The 19,661-nt window shown below is 44.4% G+C and carries 20 protein-coding genes; 18 read left to right on the forward strand and 2 right to left on the reverse strand.

Annotated elements, in window-relative coordinates:
• Positions 1 to 42 precede the first annotated feature (42 nt).
• The 6 genes from NV381_RS20480 to gndA all read left to right on the forward strand — a co-directional run bounded on the left by NV381_RS20480 (position 43) and on the right by gndA (position 6,910).
• Positions 43 to 639 carry a hypothetical protein gene (locus tag NV381_RS20480; RefSeq protein WP_258215140.1) on the forward strand — a complete coding sequence of 199 codons (597 nt, stop codon included), beginning with the start codon at positions 43 to 45 and terminating at the stop codon, positions 637 to 639.
• Between the two features lie 141 nt (positions 640 to 780).
• Positions 781 to 1,791 carry a LacI family DNA-binding transcriptional regulator gene (locus NV381_RS20485; protein ID WP_258215141.1) on the forward strand — a complete coding sequence of 337 codons (1,011 nt, stop codon included), beginning with the start codon at positions 781 to 783 and terminating at the stop codon, positions 1,789 to 1,791.
• A gap of 2 nt (positions 1,792 to 1,793) precedes the next feature.
• On the forward strand, positions 1,794 to 3,065 hold the full coding sequence (locus NV381_RS20490) for a nickel-dependent lactate racemase (RefSeq protein ID WP_258215142.1): 1,272 nt from the start codon (positions 1,794 to 1,796) through the stop codon (positions 3,063 to 3,065).
• Complete coding sequence (gene gntK, locus NV381_RS20495) at positions 3,062 to 4,615, forward strand: gluconokinase (RefSeq protein WP_258215143.1); 1,554 nt, start codon at positions 3,062 to 3,064, stop codon at positions 4,613 to 4,615. Before NV381_RS20490 ends, gntK begins: the two co-directional genes overlap by 4 nt.
• Before the next feature lie 39 nt (positions 4,616 to 4,654).
• Complete coding sequence (locus tag NV381_RS20500; protein WP_258215144.1) at positions 4,655 to 5,422, forward strand: SDR family oxidoreductase; 768 nt, start codon at positions 4,655 to 4,657, stop codon at positions 5,420 to 5,422.
• A 75-nt stretch (positions 5,423 to 5,497) separates the two neighbouring features.
• The gene (gene gndA, locus NV381_RS20505) at positions 5,498 to 6,910 is read left to right on the forward strand and encodes an NADP-dependent phosphogluconate dehydrogenase (protein WP_258215145.1); all 1,413 of its coding nucleotides are present in this window, start codon (positions 5,498 to 5,500) and stop codon (positions 6,908 to 6,910) included.
• A gap of 7 nt (positions 6,911 to 6,917) precedes the next feature.
• Here the strand turns inward: gndA and NV381_RS20510 are convergent, their stop codons facing one another.
• Positions 6,918 to 7,259 (reverse strand): hypothetical protein, encoded by a 342-nt coding sequence (locus NV381_RS20510; protein ID WP_258215146.1) that lies wholly within the window; start codon positions 7,257 to 7,259, stop codon positions 6,918 to 6,920.
• 168 nt (positions 7,260 to 7,427) lie between these two features.
• Between NV381_RS20510 and NV381_RS20515 the strand changes: the two genes are divergently transcribed.
• A complete protein-coding gene (locus NV381_RS20515; protein ID WP_308862077.1) occupies positions 7,428 to 7,931 on the forward strand; it encodes a shikimate kinase in 504 nt (167 codons plus the stop codon).
• Here NV381_RS20515 and NV381_RS20520 read toward each other — a convergent pair.
• Complete coding sequence (locus NV381_RS20520) at positions 7,928 to 8,221, reverse strand: rhodanese-like domain-containing protein (protein WP_258215148.1); 294 nt, start codon at positions 8,219 to 8,221, stop codon at positions 7,928 to 7,930. The two genes, NV381_RS20515 and NV381_RS20520, sit on opposite strands and share 4 nt — an antisense overlap.
• 197 nt (positions 8,222 to 8,418) lie before the next feature.
• On the opposite strand from NV381_RS20520, the gene aroA reads away from it, so the two are divergent.
• The 11 genes from aroA to NV381_RS20575 all read left to right on the forward strand — a co-directional run bounded on the left by aroA (position 8,419) and on the right by NV381_RS20575 (position 19,641).
• Positions 8,419 to 9,714 (forward strand): 3-phosphoshikimate 1-carboxyvinyltransferase, encoded by a 1,296-nt coding sequence (aroA, locus tag NV381_RS20525; protein WP_258215149.1) that lies wholly within the window; start codon positions 8,419 to 8,421, stop codon positions 9,712 to 9,714.
• Positions 9,715 to 9,777: 63 nt separating this feature from the next.
• Entirely contained in the window at positions 9,778 to 10,590 is an 813-nt protein-coding gene (locus tag NV381_RS20530) for a C39 family peptidase (protein WP_258215150.1), read from the forward strand.
• Positions 10,591 to 10,630: 40 nt separating this feature from the next.
• A complete protein-coding gene (locus tag NV381_RS20535) occupies positions 10,631 to 11,056 on the forward strand; it encodes a CoA-binding protein (protein WP_258215151.1) in 426 nt (141 codons plus the stop codon).
• Between the two features lie 3 nt (positions 11,057 to 11,059).
• Complete coding sequence (gene thiE / locus NV381_RS20540; RefSeq protein WP_258215152.1) at positions 11,060 to 11,716, forward strand: thiamine phosphate synthase; 657 nt, start codon at positions 11,060 to 11,062, stop codon at positions 11,714 to 11,716.
• 131 nt (positions 11,717 to 11,847) lie between these two features.
• A complete protein-coding gene (locus NV381_RS20545) occupies positions 11,848 to 12,552 on the forward strand; it encodes a hypothetical protein (RefSeq protein WP_258215153.1) in 705 nt (234 codons plus the stop codon).
• A gap of 108 nt (positions 12,553 to 12,660) precedes the next feature.
• Positions 12,661 to 14,553, forward strand: a complete 1,893-nt coding sequence (locus NV381_RS20550) for a glucose PTS transporter subunit IIA (RefSeq protein ID WP_258215154.1) — start codon at positions 12,661 to 12,663, stop codon at positions 14,551 to 14,553.
• Positions 14,546 to 16,279, forward strand: a complete 1,734-nt coding sequence (gene ptsP / locus NV381_RS20555; RefSeq protein ID WP_258215155.1) for a phosphoenolpyruvate--protein phosphotransferase — start codon at positions 14,546 to 14,548, stop codon at positions 16,277 to 16,279. The genes NV381_RS20550 and ptsP overlap by 8 nt, the downstream gene beginning before the upstream one ends.
• A gap of 68 nt (positions 16,280 to 16,347) precedes the next feature.
• Positions 16,348 to 16,884 carry a type 1 glutamine amidotransferase domain-containing protein gene (locus NV381_RS20560; protein ID WP_258215156.1) on the forward strand — a complete coding sequence of 179 codons (537 nt, stop codon included), beginning with the start codon at positions 16,348 to 16,350 and terminating at the stop codon, positions 16,882 to 16,884.
• A gap of 270 nt (positions 16,885 to 17,154) precedes the next feature.
• Positions 17,155 to 17,574 carry a hypothetical protein gene (locus NV381_RS20565; RefSeq protein WP_258215157.1) on the forward strand — a complete coding sequence of 140 codons (420 nt, stop codon included), beginning with the start codon at positions 17,155 to 17,157 and terminating at the stop codon, positions 17,572 to 17,574.
• Between the two features lie 178 nt (positions 17,575 to 17,752).
• On the forward strand, positions 17,753 to 18,772 hold the full coding sequence (gene ccpA, locus NV381_RS20570) for a catabolite control protein A (protein ID WP_258215158.1): 1,020 nt from the start codon (positions 17,753 to 17,755) through the stop codon (positions 18,770 to 18,772).
• Positions 18,773 to 18,939: 167 nt separating this feature from the next.
• The gene (locus NV381_RS20575) at positions 18,940 to 19,641 is read left to right on the forward strand and encodes a 5'-methylthioadenosine/adenosylhomocysteine nucleosidase (protein WP_258215159.1); all 702 of its coding nucleotides are present in this window, start codon (positions 18,940 to 18,942) and stop codon (positions 19,639 to 19,641) included.
• Positions 19,642 to 19,661: the final 20 nt, after the last annotated feature.

Raw genomic sequence — 19,661 nt, forward strand, 5'->3', positions numbered from 1 at the left:
ATCAAAATATGTATGGAGTGCCATTTTTGGGAGGGGATTGCCGTGAGTAAGAGTCATGAAGTGGAATATTGCAACCTTGAGTTACGATTTGACCGTCGGCTAATCCGTAATTTCATCAAAGCGTTAATTCAGGAGGGCTATTCTTTATATTGGAATGAAAGCGAGCAGCAATTCATTGTTTCAATCCGAACTGGAAGGAAGCTGGTGAAGCTTAAGTTTCAACGCATTGGGGAACGTTACAAAATTGTTGGCAATTATTCCTTTAAAGATGAGAAGCTGGCGGAATTGATGGAAAAAATGATTGGAGATACTCGAGGTCACGCTGTTGTGAAACGATTTAAGGACCGACAAATATTGATTGAAAATATTATGTTTGGGGAAATTATCCGCATGGTTGAAATTTCTGGAGTCGAACATAAAGTATTATTTCAGAAGGAGCCGGTTGTTACGGTAGAGGAAATGATGCAAGCGTTCAAATCCAAGCGTCCTGACGAACGTATTCCCGTGCTTCGGTTGGAGCTTGACTATGAATTAGCCACACTTCATGATGCCATTCAGTCCAAAGACAATGAAGCAATCAGATCGAGTAAAGAAAGGTTGTTGGAATTAAGGCATGAGATGCTGCTGCTGGAAATGTAGATTAGATGATTGACGAGGTCTGTGTAGATGCACAGACCTTTTTTATGATAAAATACAGCAAAACAAGTGCATACTGCGCAAAAAATGATCGTTGTTAACGTGTGCAGCTGTATGATATTATAAAACCTGAGGTGGTAAGAGTTGACTGTTACAATAAAGGATATTGCCAAGCTGGCCAACGTGTCTCATACAACTGTCTCCAGGGCATTGAATGATAGCCCTCTTATAAATCAAGAGACGAAGGAAAGAATTAGACAGCTTGCCATCGGTCTAAATTATACACCCAATTATAATGCAAAAAGTCTTGTATTGGATAGATCGTACAACTTAGGACTTTTTTTTTCAACTCTCCATACGGGCACCTCGGCAGGCTTTCTTTATGAGGCTGTCAAGGGTGTAAATGATGTCATTAAAGATCAGTTTAATTTGATAGTACGCGGGATTGATGATTACACAAGTTTTCAGAAAGTAAATCGAAAAAGCTATGATGGTATCATTGTTATGAGTCAGAGCTCAAGTGATCAATCTTTTATCGAATATGCAGCGGAAAAGGAAATTCCTTTGGTTGTACTAAATCGGGAGATTGACAATGTTCAGGTTATGAATCTGATTCCTGATGATCAGGGCGGTGCTTACCGAATCGTCGAATATTTAATTCGCCAAGGTCACAGAGATATTGCTATTATAGAAGGGAAACAAAATTTCAAATCTACACAATCTCGTCTGGATGGTTATCTTGAAGCTATGAATCATAACCAGGTTCCTTTACGTGAAGATTATCAGGTGCATGGCAATTATGATTTGGAAAGCGGCTATACGGCTATGAATCGTCTGTTGAAGCTGGAGGCTAGGCCTACAGCGGTTTTTTGCTGCAATGACGACATGGCGCTAGGTGCTATTAAGGCAATTACGGAGAAGCAGCTTACTGTTCCAGGTGATATCTCGGTTGTAGGCTTCGATGATCATATTTTTTCCGGATTTATGTCTCCAGCCTTGACAACCGTTCGCAGACCCATCGAACAGATCAGCAGGGAAGGAGCAGCCAAGCTGCTGACCTTCATTGACACCAAGCAGATCGAGAAAGACAAGATTCTATTCCATACGGAGCTTGTGATTAGAGATTCCGTTAAATCGATTACAGGAGGCGCATGATTATGAGTATACTGAGAAAAGTGCTTGAGGACATTCCAATACCGCAAATGGTAAAAATTCGTCAGAAGTTTGACGGCACAAAATTGGAAGACTTGGCAGGTGGGCTTGAGAACGAGCTGCAAAAGCCAGGAGCGATAGATCAGATTAAACCAGGTCAGCAAGTAGCAGTTGCTGTAGGCAGCCGAGGCGTTGCTAATATTGCGTTATTTACAAAAGTGACAATTGATGCTATAAAAAAAGCCGGAGGCCATCCATACATCGTTCCGTGCATGGGCAGCCATGGCGGTGCAACAGCCGAAGGACAAAAGGACGTATTGCATCATTTAGGCGTTACAGAGGAGGCTATGGGCGCTCCAATCCGCTCTTCGATGGAAGTAATCAAGCTCGATGAGCTGCCTAACGGATTGCCGGTCTATGTCGATCAGATCGCTTCCACAGCCGACGCAATTGTCGTTATAAATCGTGTTAAGCCTCACACGGCTTTCCGTGGACCTATTGAGAGCGGTATTATGAAAATGATCGCGATAGGGCTGGGCAAGCAAAAAGGTGCAGAAGCTTGCCATCAGCTTGGCTTCAAATACATGGCTGAGAACGTGCCTGCTATGGCCAAAATTATGATTGACAAGCTGCCGATTGTTTTTGGAGTGGCATTGGTCGAGAATGCCTATGACGAGACCTGCCGCATTGAAGTGCTGCCAGCGGCTGAGATTGAAGCACGTGAAGTGGAGCTGCTTGTAGAGGCGAAAGCACGTTTGCCCAAAATTTTGTTTGATCAAGTCGATGTGCTCGTAATTGATTATATCGGCAAGAACATAAGCGGCGATGGTATGGATCCGAATATTACAGGCCGTTATCCAACTCCTTATGCGCATGGCGGACCTGATGTTTCGAAGATGGTAGTCCTTGATTTGACACCTGAAACAAAAGGGAATGCGAATGGAGTAGGCACAGCGGATTTTACAACACAACGTCTTGTTGATAAGACAGACCTGCATGCAACTGTGGTCAATGGGCTTACATCGACAGTGTGTGCACCAACCAAAATAGCGAGCACATTGGATAATGACTTCTATGCGATTAAAGCGGGCGTGAAAACTTGCAATATTTTGGATTATACGAAATGCAGATTGGTTCGCATTCAAGATACGCTGCATTTAGGTGAAATCGAGATTTCAGTAAATCTGTTGGAGGAAGCTAAACTGCATGCAGATATTGAAATTTTAAGCGAGCCGTATGATTTGCAATTTGACAGTGAAGGGAATCTTGTGAAATGAGTTTGTCTGTTCAAAAGCCTTATATTTTAGCAGCAGATATCGGCACTACTAGCACCAAAACGCTTGTAATTGACCGTGACGGCCGCGTGCTGGCATCGCATTCGGTTGAGTACCCGCTGCATACGCCAAGACCGGATATGGCTGAGCAGGACCCGGATGAAATTTTTCGCGCTGTGTTGACCTCAATACAAGCCGTTATTGCAATAGCACGAATATTGCCGAGCCAAATTCTATGTGTTTCGTTCAGCTCGGCTATGCATAGCCTTATTGCGGTTGATCGCGATTTGAATCTGCTAACCCAATGCATCACTTGGGCGGATAACCGCAGTGTTGACTATGCACGCATACTGAAAGAAGAGATGGACGGACACCAGATCTATCTGAATACCGGGACTCCGATTCATCCGATGTCGCCATTGCTTAAGCTTATGTGGTTCAGAGATAACCGTAAGGATATTTTTGAACAAGCTTATAAATTTATTGGGATCAAGGAATACGTATTTGCCAAGCTGTTCGGTCAATTTGTCATTGATTACTCGATTGCCAGTGCAACAGGCTTGTTTAATTTACGCAAGCTTCAATGGGATGAACAGGCTTTGGCAGCATGCGGTGTTCGTCCCGAGCAATTGTCTGAGCCCGTTTCCACGGTTCATCACCTTGCCGGCATGAAACCGGAATACGCGCAAGCGATGGGGCTTCAAGCGGATACTCCATTCGTTGTAGGAGCCTCTGACGGGGTTCTGGCTAACCTTGGAGTAGGTGCTTTTGAAGAAGGCGTCTATGCTGTGACGATTGGTACGAGTGGTGCTGTACGCGGTGTTGTTCGCGAACCTATAACAGATCCGAAAGGCAGATTGTTCTGTTATGCCTTGAAGGAGGATTTCTGGGTAGTTGGCGGAGCTATAAACAACGGCGGCATTATGTTCCGATGGGTCCGCGATCAGCTGGCAACTGCAGAGGCAGAAGAGGGACGTCGCAGGGGCATGGACCCTTATGATTATTTGACTTCTTTGGCTCAGGAAGTCGCTGCCGGCTCTGACGGGTTGATTTTCTTGCCTCTCCTTGCCGGTGAACGTGCTCCTTATTGGAATGCCAATGCTCGCGGCGTCTTTTTCGGATTGTCATTGTACCATCAGAAGACGCATATGATCCGTTCAGTAATGGAAGGTGTGATGTACCGGATCCAATCGGTGCTAACTGCCTTGGAGGAGCTTTCTGGTCCGACCAAAGAAATTCGCGCTTCGGGCGGCTTCGCACGTTCAAGCTTCTGGCTGCAAATGATGTCTGATGTAACCGGCAGTTCCGTTGTTGTTCCAAACTCAATTGAAAGCTCAGGCTTGGGTGCGGCACAATTGGGATTGTTAGCTATGGGCGAGATCAAAGATTTCTCTGCGGTTCATCAATGGATGCAAATTCAGCACAGTCATAAAACCAACAATGAGAATTATGAGCATTATCAAGAGCTGACAACGATTTATAGTCGTGTGTACCATCAGCTGAAAGACGAATTTGACATGATTGCTGAATACCAACAGAAATATACGAAGTAATCAGATTAAGATTTTTACAAAAATATTAGGAGGCTCACTATGAATTTATTTGATTTGACAGGAAAAACTGCTGTTATTATCGGCGGAAACAGTACTTTGGGTGGTGCTATGGCGGTAGCTTTAGGCGGTCATGGTGCTAATGTAGCGGTTGTCGGCCGTAATGCAGAGAAATCGCTGAACGTGAAAAAAAGCGTTGAAGAAGCTGGAGGCAAAGCGGAGGTTTTCTCAGCTGATGCAACGAGTGCGGAAGATTTGCAAAAAGTGCTTGCCGATGTTCTGGCTTGGACAGGCCGCGTTGACATATTAATGAATTGCCCTGGCAAAAACAGCCCGACTCCATTTTTTGATATCCAGATGGAAGAGTGGGATTCTATCATGGAAGTTAACTTGAAAAGCGTTGTATTAGCTTGCCAGGTTTTTGGAAAACATATGGTGGACAAAGGAGAAGGTGGAAGTATTATTAATATTTCATCCGCTTCCTCTGAAATTCCATTGTCACGTGTGTTTACTTATTCCGCTTCCAAGGCTGCCGTTAACAATGTTACCAAGTTTTTGGCGCGTGAATTTGCACCTGCACGTGTACGTGTTAATGCCATTATTCCAGGCTTTTTCCCTGCTGAACAGAACCGTAAAATTTTGTCTCCGGAGCGTACAGCATCCATCATGGGGCATACACCAATGAATCGTTTTGGCGATGCTGAGGAGTTGCAAGGCGCGGCTGTATTCTTGGCTTCCGAGAAGGCTTCCAGCTTTGTGACGGGCTCGCTTGTTACAGTTGACGGCGGATTTACTGCGATGACAATTTGATGCTGCATTTTCAAAATCAATTATAAATCGTATAATAAACTAGATTGGATAAAAAGAAGGAGAGGAAGTAAACAAATGTCGAAACAACAAGTTGGCGTGATCGGATTAGCGGTCATGGGCAAAAACCTGGCATTAAACATCGAAAGCAGAGGGTTCACAGTGTCGGTTTATAACCGCTCCCGTGAAAAAACGGATGCTTTGATCGAGGAAGCAAAAGGAAAAAATTTAGTAGGTACATACAGCATTGAGGAGTTCGTAGCATCCTTGGAAACACCCCGCAAAGTGTTGATCATGGTTCAAGCGGGAACAGGTACTGATGCAACGATCGATTCATTGATTCCACATTTGGATAAAGGCGATATCATAATTGATGGCGGGAATGCATACTTCCCTGATACACAACGCAGAAACAAACAACTGGCAGAGCACGGACTGCGTTTCATCGGTACCGGTGTTTCCGGCGGTGAAGAAGGCGCATTAAAAGGTCCTTCCATTATGCCAGGCGGACAAAAAGACGCTTATGAATTGGTAGAACCGATTCTTACTGCAATTTCCGCAAAAGTAGGCGGCGACCCTTGCTGCACATACATCGGACCCGACGGTGCGGGACATTATGTTAAAATGGTTCACAACGGCATCGAGTACGGCGACATGCAGTTGATTTGTGAAGCTTACCAGCTTCTAAAAGACGTTCTTAACGTGAGCACGGATGAGCTGCATGAAATTTTTGCTGAATGGAATAAAGGAGAGCTTGACAGCTACTTGATCGAGATCACTACCGATATCTTTACGAAGAAAGATGCGGAAACTGGTAAAGCAATGGTTGATGTAATCCTTGACTCTGCTGGTCAAAAAGGTACAGGCAAATGGACAAGCCAAGATTCCCTAAACCTGGGTATTCCTTTGTCAATCATTACAGAGTCAGTATTCTCCCGTTTCTTATCGGCTATGAAGCAAGAGCGCGTTGCTGCAAGCAAAGTGCTTAATGGACCGAAGACATCTGCATTTGAAGGAGATCGCGGCGAGTTTATAGAAGCTGTTCGCAAGGCTCTATATGCCAGCAAAATTTGCTCCTATGCACAAGGCTTTGCCCAAATGAGAGCAGCTTCCGAAGAATATAACTGGAGCTTGGATTACGGCAGCATTGCCATGATTTTCCGTGGCGGCTGCATCATTCGTGCCCGCTTCCTGCAAAATATTAAAGATGCATACGACAAAAATGGCGAGCTGAAAAACCTGTTGCTTGACGATTACTTCAACAATGTAGTGGATAACTACCAAGATGCATGGAGATCAGTCATAGCTACTGCCGTTACCCGCGGTGTTCCAATTCCTGCGTTTGCTTCTGCATTGGCATACTACGACAGCTACCGTACAGAGCGTCTGCCAGCTAACCTGCTTCAAGCGCAACGCGATTATTTCGGAGCTCATACGTTCCAACGGTTGGATAAGGAAGGTTCTTTCCACTTCAATTGGATGGAGAATTAATATAAAGCTACAACCGGCTCATGGTTTTGGATGACTTAGGCGGAGGAGTTATTCCGTAGGTTGCTTCTGAAATCCAGTTTTTCAAACGATCAGCTTCTTGGTCGAAGCCGTTGCGCCGTTGTATCAGCATTAAAGAAATGTCCGCGAAATAACGGAAATTTTGCATTAAACGTGGCTGGGAGAGCTCCATTAGTTGGGGATCCTCTTCAGCCACCTTTTTTTTAATGAATTCCAAAATCCAAACGACATCATCTTTACATAAGGGATGGGCAGGATTAAGAATTTGTTCTAGCTTTCGCTGTGCAAGATTCGCACTTACCTGTTGAGGTTGAGGCATGGCCGATTGCATGGCTGGATCATCTCTCTTTCGTTTATTTTGAGCACATAGTAATAGGATGGCTGCTCTACTGGGGTTTATTCACCATTCATCATATGATTTTGTCCAACTTTATATTCATGATGTTCATCATATGGTATGATTATAGGGTTATTATATAAGGCATTCAGAGGTGTGAACGTGTTGAAAAAAAAGAATGTAATTTTAATAGGTTTTGCTGGGACAGGTAAATCAACAGTAGGAAAGGCATTGTCAGAGCGTTTGGGCTGGCAATTTATTGATACGGATCAGCGAATTGAGGAACTGCAAGGTATCAGTATTAGCGAAATGTTTCAAACAATGGGTGAGCAAGCTTTTAGGGTCGTGGAAAGCGAAGTAATAGACCGTACTTTGAAGGAAGAGAAACAAGTTGTATCTACAGGAGGAGGAGCGGTTTTGGCTGAGCTGAACCGGGTCCGAATGCAAGAGGGTGGGGTTGTCGTTAATTTAACCGCTTCCAAGGAAATGATCATAACCAGGGTAAGTAAAGATCAAAGCCGTCCCCTCGTACAAGGTAATGTAGAAGAAAAGGTGACGGCATTAATGGAGAGTCGAAAGCATGCTTACGATTTTGCTGATTTAGCTATAGATACAAGTGAATTGACGGTAAATGAGATTGTTGAGAGAATTGCAGCGGTCCTTTAGAGAGATTCCCATTCTAACATGCCACCGCTCATATTCTTCAAGTTCACAAAGCCTTGTGCTGTTAAGTATTCATAGGCTTTTCCGCTGCGGTTACCGCTTCTGCAGACTAGAATGGTCTCTTTGTCTTGAGGAATCTCTTTTAATCGATCTGGAATTTGCATAAGCGGTATTGAGACAGCGCTTGGAATCATGCCAAGAGCAATTTCATCCGGCTCCCTTACGTCAATAATATGCAGCTCTTCATTGTTGCTTAAACGGTCTTTTAGCTGCTGCGGAGTAATAGTTGTCATGCTTTTTGACCTCCTATAGTTTTCGTAGAAACTTGCATCGCATTTGGTTGCTTTTAGTTTCAAAGTCAATGATATAGACATTATATAGCAGGTGTCAAACTTCCCGGTTTCCATCCTTATACCCTTATGGTAAAATTGCTGTAACTTATATGTTGAAATATGACGGATTATTTGCCGAACAGGAGAGATACATATTCATGAAAGCTATTGTAAAACCGACAAATCAGTTACAAGGAACAATTAATGCTTTATCCTCCAAAAACTATACAACTCGTTATTTGTTGATCGGTGCCCTCGCAGAAGGGACAAGCACCATCTATTATCCCGCTCATAGTGAGGACAGCGATGCAATGCGACGTTGTATTCGTGATTTGGGAGCCATAGTTGAAGAAGATGATGAGAAAATGACGATTCAAGGCTTTGGTAAACACCCGCTGCATGTGAAGGAATTAAATGTTGGCAATGCCGGAGCTGTGCTTCGTTTCCTTATGTCTATTGCTTCATTTTGTCCTGAGCTGACCTTTGTTAATACATACCCTAATTCGCTTGGAAAAAGACCTCATGATGATTTAATCGACACGCTTCAGCAAATGGGAGTGGAAATCGAACATAACCAAGGAAAGCTGCCGATAACGATCCGTGGCGGGCAACCTCGCGGCGGTAAAATTCAAGTATCGGGTAATGTAAGCTCCCAATTTTTGAGCTCATTGCTTTTCATGACGCCTCTGCTTGAGGAAGATAGTGAGATTGAAGTGCTGCATGACTTAAAGTCCAAAGTTATCGTAGGACAGACCTTGGAAGTTATTGAGCAGGCGGGAATCAAGATTGAAGCATCAGCAGATTTAATGCACTATAAAGTGCCGGGTCGTCAAAGCTATCAGCCTCAGAAATATGTAGTGCAGGGTGATTACCCAGGGTCTGCCGCTATTTTAGCTGCTGCCGCGGTTACTAATTCAGATGTGACAGTGCTTCGACTCGAAGAAAAGAGCAAGCAGGGCGAGAAGGCAGTCGTCGATGTATTGAAAGCGATGGGAGTTAATTTAACTCACGAGAATGGCGTTGTTCATGTTCAAGGTAATCAGCAGTTGAAAGCCGGAGAATTTGATGGAGATCATTTTACGGATGGTGTTCTGGCAATGGTTGCCGCCGCTGTATTTGCAGAAGGAACCTCGCGCTTTTATAATGTTGAGAACCTTCGTTATAAGGAGTGTGACCGAATAACTGATTTCGTTACAGAGCTTCGTAAAGCAGGAGCGGATGTAGAGGAAAGACAAAGCGAGATCATTATTCATGGACGTCCGCAAGGGGTAGAAGGTGGTGTGGAGATCAATGCACATTACGATCACCGTGTTATTATGGCGTTAACTATAGTCGGCTTACGTTCGGATAAAGGACTTGTAATAAAAGATGCACATCATGTTGCAAAATCTTATCCGCATTATTTTGAGCATTTATTGTCATTAGGCGCTCAAATAGAGTTGGTTGAAGAATAAAGGTTTATTATATTTCAAGCATTCATTATTGATTGCAACTAAGCCAAAAGTGGGTTGAGGTCGATGAAGGTCCTATGGAAAGGAATCCAAGTGACGTTTGGTTTTTTCCTCATCGCAGGTCTCCTTTTCGCAAGTGGAGTATTTACTATACTGCTGTATGCCAGAATAACGGGGCAAGCTTGGTTTGAAGAATCATCTCCCATAGCTTATGCTGAAACAGTCGGCACCAAGCAGCCTATTGTGTTGACAGCGACGGTAACGCCTCCTGAGCCTCCCGCCAAGTCAGCTATGTTGGATGCGCCGGTCGTTCGCCAGCTTCCCGAGCTGCCTTCGGGGTGTGAGGTTACGAGCTTAACGATGATGTTCTTATTCTTCGGAATTCAGAAAGATAAGATGGAGCTTGTACCTGAAATGAAGCGTGATACGACCCCATTAAGACGAGGGAAGAATGGGGCCATAGCTTATTGGGGAAATCCTAATACAGGGTTTGTTGGTGAAGTTACAGCTGCAGGGAGAGGCTTTGGGATCTATCATGGCGCTTTATTTGAGCTCCAGAAGCAATATATTCCTAAAGCGGTGGATTTGACCGGCCAGCCCTTTGAAAAGCTTGAGCAGCAATTACGAGAGGGGATTCCATCTGTTGTATGGACAACTATCGATTACCGTGTTCCTGAGAAGTGGAATGTTTGGGATACTCCTATAGGTCCCATTCAAACCACCTTTATGGAGCACGCCGTGCTGCTTGTAGGCTTTGACGAACAAAATGTATATGTTAACGATCCTTTAAGCGGTCAAGCAAAAATAAAGATTGATAAAGGACAGTTTCTCGAAACATGGGAAGTCATGGGTAAGCAAGCTTTATCTTATCTTAAATAATGCAGTAACTATTCCATCCTAAAGAGGAGCTGAAACTTCTATGGCATTCGAAAATCCTTCCAGAGATCATATCAGAGAGCTGCTGTCTGCTGCAAAAAATGTTGCTGTTGTAGGTTTGTCAGACAAACCGGATCGTGTGTCTTATATGGTAGCGGAAGCGATGCAAAAGAAGGGCTACCGAATCATTCCAGTTAATCCGAATGCCCAAAATATTCTTGGAGAGACTTGTTATGCGACTCTCTCGGATATTCCGGAGCCAGTGGATATTGTCAATGTTTTCAGACGCAGCGAGCATGTTGTGCCTGTTGCCGAAGAAGCGGTACAAATTAAGGCCAAAGTATTTTGGCTTCAGCTGGGTATATTTAACGAAGAGGCGGCTGATATTGCCGCAGCTGGTGGCTTGGAGGTCATAATGGACCGTTGCATTAAGGTGGAGGACTCCATTCTACTTCCAGGAGGGAAATAAGCATTGTTACGTGACCGTGATCAGATTATTAAAGACTTACAGGTTTATTTGGTTATGGGGCTGGAAGGTTATGCACACCTGACGGCCCTTCAGCTTGCTCGTGAAGCAATTGCAGGCGGAGTAACCATGGTTCAGCTCAGGGAGAAAAATGCACCTCTTAAACAAGTGCTGGCCCAAGGAGCTCAACTAAGAGAGTTATGCCGTGAGCTTAATGTTCCGTTTCTTGTCAATGATCGGGTAGACGTCGCCATTCTGCTTAATGCAGACGGTGTTCATGTCGGTCAGGATGATATTCCTGGTGTAGAAGCCCGCAGGTTATTGGGGGATGACAAGATTATTGGCATCTCGGCTGGAACTATGGAAGAGGCGGAATGGGCCATGGAGAATGGCGCCGATTATCTTGGAGTAGGACCTGTATATTCAACAGCAACCAAACAAGATGCCGGTGAGGCTATCGGTACTCAACTAATCGCTGCGGTTGCCCAACGTTGGGATATTCCGGTAGTGGGTATAGGTGGAATAAATAGCGAAAACGCCGCGGTTATAGTAGAAGCGGGAGCTCATGGTGTTGCAGTCGTTTCAGCAATAACGAAGCAACAAAATCCGTTTCTGGCTGCTCAAACGCTTGTAAGTAGTTTGCAAAAAGCGCTGCTCAAATAAAAAATTAATTATCCACCAGCTTCCATAAATAAAATAAATCCTCCATAGAGACAATAAGAAAGGCTTCTGGATAAGAACGGTGAAATAAACCGGAACCGGAAGACTTTGCCACTCTCAAGGAGGATTTTCTCATGTATCAAAACAATCAGCAATACGGTATGCAAAATCAAATGGGCTATTCAAATGTGAACTCTCAATACCGCGGTTTGGAAAATAAATTTCAACCGATAGGGAATGTGCAGTCACAATATAACCAAAATCAAAACCAAAACCAAAACATGAGCAACCAATTTCAAGGGTCCAATCAATATTCTAATTTTCAATCTCAAAGCCCACAATCTTACCACACGGCAAACTACCAGGGTGACCAACAAGGCCATGATACTTACTTGAGATCGGATTCCATGCAGCCATCTCAAAACCAGTATAGAGCAAGCTTTTCTAACCAAGCAAACTCCTATACTAATAATATCGGATCCTCCTATGGCTCTCAGCAATTCGCACAACAAAGTCCGCAATCCTTTCACACGGCAAACTACCGCGGCGACCAACAAGGACATGATTCATACTTGAGATCGGACTCTTCCCAACCGGCTCAAAATCAATATGCTATGGGTGCGAATTCGTACAGAACGAGCTTCAACAATAATTCGAACCAATTCGGTTCTTCTCAAAACCAAGGCTTTAACCAGTCCCAGAGCCCACAATCTTACCAAACAGCAAGCTATCGCGGAAACCAACAAGGTCATGACAATTACTTGAGATCAGATTCCAACCAACCTGCTCAAAATCAGTTTAGCAGCAATAACTCTAGCTTCAATCGGTATCAGTTTTAATATCTAACATGGGAAGCGGGCCAACCGGCTCGCTTTCTTTATTTGAGGCTGTTTGACAAAAAGCGGTATTGGCTTTACCATCGAATTAGAAAGGAGGGTGCGGTTGGTTTGAACTGGATGGGTAACTTGCAGCAGTTGGGCCGGTCGTTAATGCTTCCGACCATAACGATCCCCGTAGCGGCTATTATGCTCTGTTTGGGTAGTTTGCCGTGGGGAGATATTAACATGTCCCGCTTCGGAGAGATTTTGTTGTTTTGCGGAAATACGATTTTTACATACTTACCGATGATTTTTGCCGTTGGGGTTGCTCTTGGATTGACGGAGAGCGCTGGAATAGCAGGGATGTCCGCTCTAATTGGTCATGTCATGTTTATTCAAGCGACACGTCATTATTTAGGCCAGGAATTCCACTTGGGAGTCCCCGGAGGCATTTTAATCGGTCTGATCGCAGCTATTTTGTATCATCGCTCCAAACATATTCAATTGCCCGAATACATCCAGTTTTTTGGCGGTCCACGGATGGTTCCCTTACTTATGGGATTGGCAATCTTTTTACTGAGCATAATTACAATCGAAATCGGCCCTTACATGGAAGCTTTCATGGAAACGCTCTCCACTACGATACTTGGCTTAGGCGGTTTTGGTACATTTCTGTACGGCGTTATTCACCGATTATTGGTGCCGTCGGGATTGCATCATGTGTTCAATAATTTTTTCTGGTTCCAGCTTGGGGCTTACGAGAAGCCCGGAGGTGAAATGATCTATGGGGATTTGCCTCGATATTTTGCCGGCGATCCCTCTTCAGGCGTGTACATGGCAGGTTTATACCCGATCATGATGTTTGCCCTGCCTGCAATAGCTTTAGCCATTATTCAGGAAGCCAGGGAGGATTTGAAGCCCAAAATCCGCGCTACCTTTTTAACAGCTGCGCTAGCTTCTTTTTTAACCGGTGTTACGGAACCCATTGAGTTCGCTTTTCTGTTTGTTGCACCTTATCTGTTTATCGGCCATGCCATCTTGTCAGGTCTAGCGATGTGGATAGCATACAGTTTGAATATCCATCATGGATTCTCGTATTCCGCTGGTGCGATAGATTTTGTGATAAATTTTCATTTGTCGCATAACGGCTGGATGCTGATTCCGATCGGGATTGCCTATGGACTTCTTTATTACTTCTTTTTCCGTTGGGCCATTCGGACTTTTCGCATCCCTACACCTGGACGTGAGGAAGGCTCTAAATTGGAAGAGTGGGCAGGCGACATTCCATATCGTTCCCCATTGATTTTGCAAGCATTGGGCGGCAAGGACAATATTAAAAATATTGAGGCTTGTATTACGAGGCTCCGTCTGACCTTGGTAAATGACAAGATGTTGGATATTGCATCGCTCAAGCATTTGGGGGCAGCCGGTGTCATTCGTTTGGGTGGCGGGAATGTGCAAGTCGTCTTTGGAACTTATTCCGAATTAATCCGGGAAGAAATTAAGAAAGTGCTTCGCAAAGATATTCATCAAGTGTTGTTCAATGCTCCGATGCAGGGCCATATGATCCCTTTGGAGGAAGTGCCGGATAAAATTTTTGCAGGTAAGCTGGTTGGAAACGGGGTAGCTTTTATGCCTGACCGCGGTGAGCTTGTCGCTCCTATCGCTGGGAAGATCATCATTTTATACCCGACACTCCATGCCATCGGCATTCAAACGGAGGAAGGTCTCGAGGTACTGCTTCATATCGGCATTGACACGGCACAACTGCAGGGTAAATGGTTTACAGCCTTTATTAAAGAAGGCGATATGGTGGAAGCCGGGCAATTACTCGTTCGTTTCAACCTGCAAAAGGTGAAAAAGAACTGCACCTCGCTTACTACACCTATGATCATTACCAATGTGGATAAAGTGAAATCTTGGAGTTTTGCTCCGTATAAATCTGTTAAAAAAGGTCAGGCGTCCGTCATGTCAGTTGTACTTAAACCGGAAGCCACAGGGGGAGGGAACGTTTTTGGTTGAGGGGATCGGAGCTTCATCAGGTATAGCGATGGGGAAAGCTTTCGTTATTCCAACTTGGGAGTGGGACTTTCCTGACAAGCTGATCGATGTCGCCGACTTGGCCTTTGAATTTGAAAGGCTTTATGATGGCATTCGCACTTCCAAGGATGAAATTGTACATATGAAGCAGGAATTCGTAACCGTGCTGGGAGAAGAGCAGACCTCCATTTTTGATGCTCATTTGGCGATTCTCGAGGATCCTGTTTTTATGAGTGAAGTGCAAGGGATCATGCAGCGGCAGTATAAGGCGGCAGAGGTTGCGGTAAAAGAAGCGATTGAAAAGTTTGTGAACATGTTTGACTTGCTAGATGATCAATATATGAAAGAACGAGCCCTTGATATCAAGGATGTTGGCAATCGCCTCTTGAAGCATCTGCTGGGTGCTCTTGAAGAGACACTTCCTCCTAAGGACCAGCCCTATATTGTTGTAGCCAAAGAGCTGATTCCATCCCAGATGGTTCATCTGGATATTAATCAAGCGTTAGGCTTGGTGACCATGCTGGGGGGGAAGACCTCACATGTGGCTATTATGGCTCGTGCTATGGGTCTGCCTTATGTATTGGGGGTAGAGGGCAAGCTGAACATTGCGATCCAGAATGGGGATTTTCTTATCATCGACGGCGATGAAGGGCGCGTATTCGTTAATCCGTCGGAAGAGCTGATTGAGCAATACAAGATACGTAAATCCATCTGGCAAAAAATGCGTGAGAAGCTCCAGACGCTTGCAGATATTCCGACACAGACGAAGGATGGAGTAGCCTTCCAGTTAGCCGCTAACATAAGTTCCGTTAAAGAGCTGGATCAAGCGCTAAGAAACGGAGCGGCCGGCGTAGGACTGTTCCGGACCGAGTTTCTATATATGGATCGTGACAGCCTACCGGAGGAAGAAGAGCAATTTGTAGTTTATAAGCAGGTCGCTGAACAATTGGAAGGCAAGCATGTCGTTATCCGTACTCTGGATATCGGGGGCGACAAAAGCCTGGATTATTTTGCTCTTCCTGAAGAGGACAACCCTTCTTTGGGCTATCGCGCGATACGCATTACCCTGGACCGAACAGATCTGTTTAAAACACAGCTAAGAGCCATTTTGAGAGCCAGTCATTACGGGAATATTAAAATCCTATATCCGATGATTTCCTCTATTGAAGAGCTTGATAAGGCTAATCAACTATTGGAGGAAGCGAAGCAGGAGCTGCGTTTGGAACGGATACCGTTTCATCCTAAAATTGAAGTTGGTATTATGATCGAGGTGCCAGCAGCCGTAATAATAGCCGATTTGCTAGCGCCAAAGGTCGATTTCTTTAGTATTGGAACGAATGATTTGGTTCAGTACGTTCTGGCAGTAGACCGGATGAATGAACAGGTAGCCCATCTGTATGATCCGTTTCATCCGGCTGTATTGCGAATGCTGAAAAGAACGGTGGAGGCTGCCAAGGCAGAAAATCTGCAGATCAGCGTTTGCGGTGAAATGGCAGGAGATATTCGTGCGCTTCCGATCTGGCTGGGACTTGGAATTTCTGATCTAAGTATGTCCGTAATGTCCATACTTCGCGTCAAAAACAGCTTATTACAAAGCCAATATAGTGAGAGTGCCGCGATATGGGAAGAAGTGCAGCGCTGCAGCAGCGGTAAGGCGGTTGTAGATGTATTGAATCAATACTTGCACCAGGATGTTTTGGCCAAATAGAGCGAGCTTTCCAAGAACGCTGGCGTGATTGTAATAGAGATAACGAAAAATCGGATGGAGGTTTTACAATGGAATTAAAAGGGTATAAGGTTTTGGCCTTTGTTGATGAGGAGTTTGAAGATTTGGAAATGTGGTATCCAGTGCTTCGATTGCGTGAGGCCGGTGCAGAGGTTCATTTGGCGGGACCAAAGGCTAATACGGTTTATCATGGGAAATATGGCGTCCCCTTAACAACAGAATATACCTTTGGGGAGGTACGAGCAGCTGATTATATCGGACTCTATGTTCCAGGTGGTTGGGCTCCGGATAAATTGCGCCGCTATGCGGATGTGTTGAAGCTAACTAGGGAATTTCATGAGGCTGAAAAGCCCATTGCCCATATATGTCATGCCGGTTGGGTGCTAGCTTCCGCAAAAATTTGTGCGGGCTATACGATGACCTCTACACCGGGAATTAAGGATGATTTGGAAAATGCGGGTGCGATTTGGGTTGACGAGGAAGTGGTTGTCGATCGTAATATCGTATCGGGGAGAAGACCTCCAGATTTACCGGCTTTCTTGAGAGAATTTGTACGTGTGTTGGTAGAATATAAAACAAAATCATAATTAAAGTACGTTCCCGATCTGATGGACTTGCGAAATGATGCGATAAGAGCCGCACTGGCTATGCATTTATATCGATACCTGCCGTTCGTAAACGCGTTTGAACGCTATTCAGGTGTTAAATATTACTAGACCTTGCACAGCAGGAGATTGCTATTTGAAGTAGAATTATTCTACATAAGAAGCGAGTTAGTATAAGTCCGTTTCCTGTTCGGTATGGGCTTATTTAAACGACCGCGGTGACCTGTTGCAGTGACGAAGGAGTGGTATTGGTTGCATAAGCAGTGCAAGTGTGGCAGCTCTATGAGCATACGGCTGCGGACTGTCATCTATCAGAACAAAGTAGAAATTGAGAATGTCCCTATATTCTCATGCGAGATGTGTCAACGAAGCGAAGTGTTTGCTGAAGTGAAACCAGAGCTAACTGGAATCATTGGCAAGCTGGGGAATTTACCGGAAAAACAGCAGCTGCATTTTAACGAAATTAGTGAAATCGCACATTTGATGGTGAAGGTTACAGAGAAAAAACACGCGTCCGATCCTGTCGAAAAAATTGTGGGAGAACGAATTAATGAGCTGCTCGATCTACTCTTATTGGCGCAGTCTTTGGCCGATGAGCCTTGGACAGAAGAGATTCGCAAGAGGTTAACGCAAATATCCAAGCACTCTCTTTCAGCTAACGATTTAAACTAATAACCAATCCGGACCCTAATTTATAAGCCATCTGCCGTGCAGTTGGCTTTTTTTGCTTTTTTTTGTTACTATTAATGAAACAACATGCTGAATTCATTGCGCAAAGCCGTAATTTGTCGTATGATAAAGCTTAATAGTGAAGGATCGATAGTTTTATACATTTTATATATTGGAGAGAATGACCGTGACTGTAACCATTTATGATGTAGCCAGAGAAGCAGGGGTTTCCATGGCAACCGTTTCGCGGGTTGTCAACAATAATCCGAATGTAAAGCCACAAACCCGTAAGAAAGTTTTCGAAGCAATAGAGCGTCTCGGTTACCGGCCGAATGCTGTAGCCAGAGGTTTGGCAAGCAAGAAAACAACGACCGTAGGGGTGGTCATTCCCGATATTTCCAATACTATTTTTTCAGAAGTGGCGAGAGGTATTGAAGATATCGCTAATATGTACCATTACAATATCATTTTGTGTAACGCTGACAAGAAGAAAGAGAAAGAAATCCGCGTTATTAACACGTTGCTCGAGAAACAGGTGGACGGGCTGTTGTTTATGGGCGGCGCAGTAACTGAAGAGCATATCCAAGCTTTCAAAACATCCTCAGTTCCTATTGTGCTCTGCGCAACGACGGATGAGAATAATGCAGTTGCTTCTGTTGACATTGATCACGAACAAGCAGCTATGGATGCTGTCTCCTTGTTGATTGAGAACGGACATCGCGATATTGCGATGATTTCGGGAACGCTGCAAGACCCTGCCAATGGATTTGCCCGTTATCAAGGATACAGGAAGGCGCTGGAAGCAGCTGGAATTCCAATTCGTGAGGAATATGTACGAATCGGAAACTACCGCTACGAATCAGGTCTTGAAGTAACGAAGCATTTCCTTGAGCTAAGCGAACGTCCTACAGCGATTTTTGCTGCTACAGATGAAATGGCCATAGGTGCAATTCATACGCTGCAGGATAGCGGCTTGAAGGTACCTGATGATATTTCTGTTATCAGTGTAGATAACATTCGTATGGCATCCATGGTACGTCCTCAGCTTACTACGGTAGCGATGCCGATGTATGATATCGGTGCAGTGTCTATGAGGCTTCTGACCAAGCTGATGAACAAAGAAACGAAGGAAGCTTCAGAGCTAATGCAGGTAATTTTGCCGCATGAGGTCATTCATAGAAATTCGGTGGCTCATCGTTAATGAGCCTCTTTCTTTTTTGTTATGTCGAATTTTATGCAAACAGTTTCAAAGAACAAACAGGCTGATGCTTGAAACTATGTAATTTGATTATACAGCGAAGGTTCACATCACTTATAGGTGGACTTTTTTGTTGGGGATTTACTATTTAAGGTTGGGAGGATATTCGCTTGTCTTATGGGAAAATCGGAGTTATCGGCGCAATGAAAGAAGAGATCGAATTGTTTCTTGACCATATGGAGCAAGTTAAAGTTAACGAGAAGGCTAATGTTTCTTATCGAGAAGGCTTGCTACATGGCAAGAACATAGTGCTGTGCAAATCCGGTGTCGGTAAAGTAAATGCTGCGGTAACAACTCAAGTTTTGATTGATACATATGGCGTGGATGCTATTATTTTTACCGGAGTAGCCGGAGCAGTGGATCCTGAATTGAATGTAGGAGATATTGTCGTTTCTTCAGAATGCTTGCAGCATGATATGGATGTAACGGCTCTAGGATTTCCGCGAGGGACCATTCCTTATGAGGAGACCTCCCTGTTTATTTCAGATGAACAACTACGACAGTTAGCAGTTAATGCAAGCACAGAGCTATTCGAAGGCCGTGTAAAAGTGGGCAGGGTGCTATCCGGCGACCAGTTTATTGCTAGCAGGGAAGTTGTCGCTCAGCTGTACAGTGAACTGAATGGTGCTTGTACAGAAATGGAAGGGGCAGCTGTTGCACAAGTTTGCTCATTGAATCATATACCTCATGTGATCATTAGATCCATGTCCGATAAAGCGGATGGTTCGGCACATGTTAATTTTGCTGAATTTACTTTGCAAGCTTCAGGGAATTCTTATCGTATTGTCGATCATATGCTAAAGCATCTGTAGAATAGAGAAGGAGAGATTTA

The organism is Paenibacillus radicis (ex Xue et al. 2023) (assembly GCF_024722015.1).
Lineage (GTDB): Bacteria > Bacillota > Bacilli > Paenibacillales > NBRC-103111 > Paenibacillus_S.